Raw genomic sequence first — 1,421 nt, forward strand, 5'->3', positions numbered from 1 at the left:
GCAGCAGGTTCGCGAGCAGGTCGGGCCGCACGATCGCGAGCACCAGGGCGAGCGCGGTGAGCGCGACGACCGAGACCTCGTTCGTGACCGTCTGCCCGCGCGCGGTGGTGGTGCGCACGACGTTGCGGGCCACGAGCGTGGACATCCCGACGAGCAGGCCGGCGGCGGGCACCATCGCCGTCGCCGCCGTCGCAACGACCACCACGCCGACGAACCACGACGGGAACACCTGCCCCGCGATGGTCAGCAGCGCGCCGTTGCTGTTCGTGCTGGGCGGCAGCGCCGTGAACGCGACGAAGCCGATGATCATCGGCAGCACCAGGCAGACCGAGTAGATCGGCAGGTAGGCGTAGTTGCGCCGGACCGCACGCTCCGACCCGGCGGAGAGCAGCGCGGGCCAGGAGTGCGGCAACGTCATGAACAGCACGCCGAGGGTGGACGCCACCGTCGAGGAGATGAAGTAGCCGGCGTCGTACTGGCCCGCGTGGATCGTGAGCATGCGCGGGGCGTCGGCGAGGACGCGCTCGAAGGTCGGCCCGATCCCGCCGTTGACCGCCGCGGGCACGACGGCCACGAGCACGATCAGGACCACGAGCATGAGCGCGTCCTTGAGGTACGACGTGCTCGCCACGCCACGGATCCCGGCCCAGAGGACGAAGGCGACCACCAGCACGAAGGCCACGACCATGCTGGCCGTGCCGGACGCCTTCTGCCCCGTCGCGAGCTGCACCGCGAGCCCGAGCCCGGTGATCTGCAGCTGCAGGTAGGGCAGCAGGAAGACCACGCCCAGGACGGCGACGAGCACCCCGAACCCCCGCGAGCCGAAGTGGTCGGCGAGGAAGTCGGCCTGCGTGACGTGCCCGCGCTCCCGGGCGCGCCGCCACAGCACCGGCCCGAGGAAGTACAGGCCGATGTAGGCCAGCGGGATGTAGGGCAGCGCGTACAGCGCGGCGGCGCCGCCGGCGAAGGCCAGGCCGGCCATTGCCAGGAAGGTGAAGGTCGTGAACACCTCCCCGGCCTGGAGGAACCACATGGTGAGCGCGCCGAAGCTGCGGCCGCCGACGGCCCAGTCCGAGACGTCGGCGATGGCCCCGCGCCGGCCGAGGAACCCGACCGCGGCGATCAGCACGATGCCGACGAACGTGACGACGAGGGTGGCGGTCACCGGTCCTCCCCCGCCCCGCGCTCCTGCCGGCTCCGGCCCAGCTCGAGGACGGCGAGCGTCGGGGTGATGAGCAGGACCAGCACCCCCATCCACACCATGATCGACGGCAGGCCGAACCACAGCTGCGGGCGGTTGACGAAGCCGAGCAGCGGGGCGGTCAGCAGACCGACGGTGATCAGGCCCAGCACGACGTAGCAGGCGAGCGTCACGGGACGTGGTCGGCGCATACCTCACTGTGAGGTGAGCGTCAGGCCGA

2 protein-coding genes are annotated in these 1,421 nt (G+C 71.6%); both read right to left on the reverse strand.

What is annotated here, in order from left to right; genetic code table 11:
• A partial coding sequence (locus AC0CYZ_RS31575; RefSeq protein ID WP_472222201.1) for a sodium:solute symporter family transporter occupies nt 1–1,165 on the reverse strand: 1,165 nt, incomplete at its 3' end.
• Entirely contained in the window at nt 1,162–1,374 is a 213-nt protein-coding gene (locus tag AC0CYZ_RS31580; RefSeq protein WP_472222203.1) for a hypothetical protein, read from the reverse strand. The genes AC0CYZ_RS31575 and AC0CYZ_RS31580, both read right to left, overlap by 4 nt.
• Between the last annotated feature and the right edge of the window lie 47 nt (nt 1,375–1,421).

The sequence above is a fragment of the Actinomycetospora sp. genome, assembly GCF_055612215.1.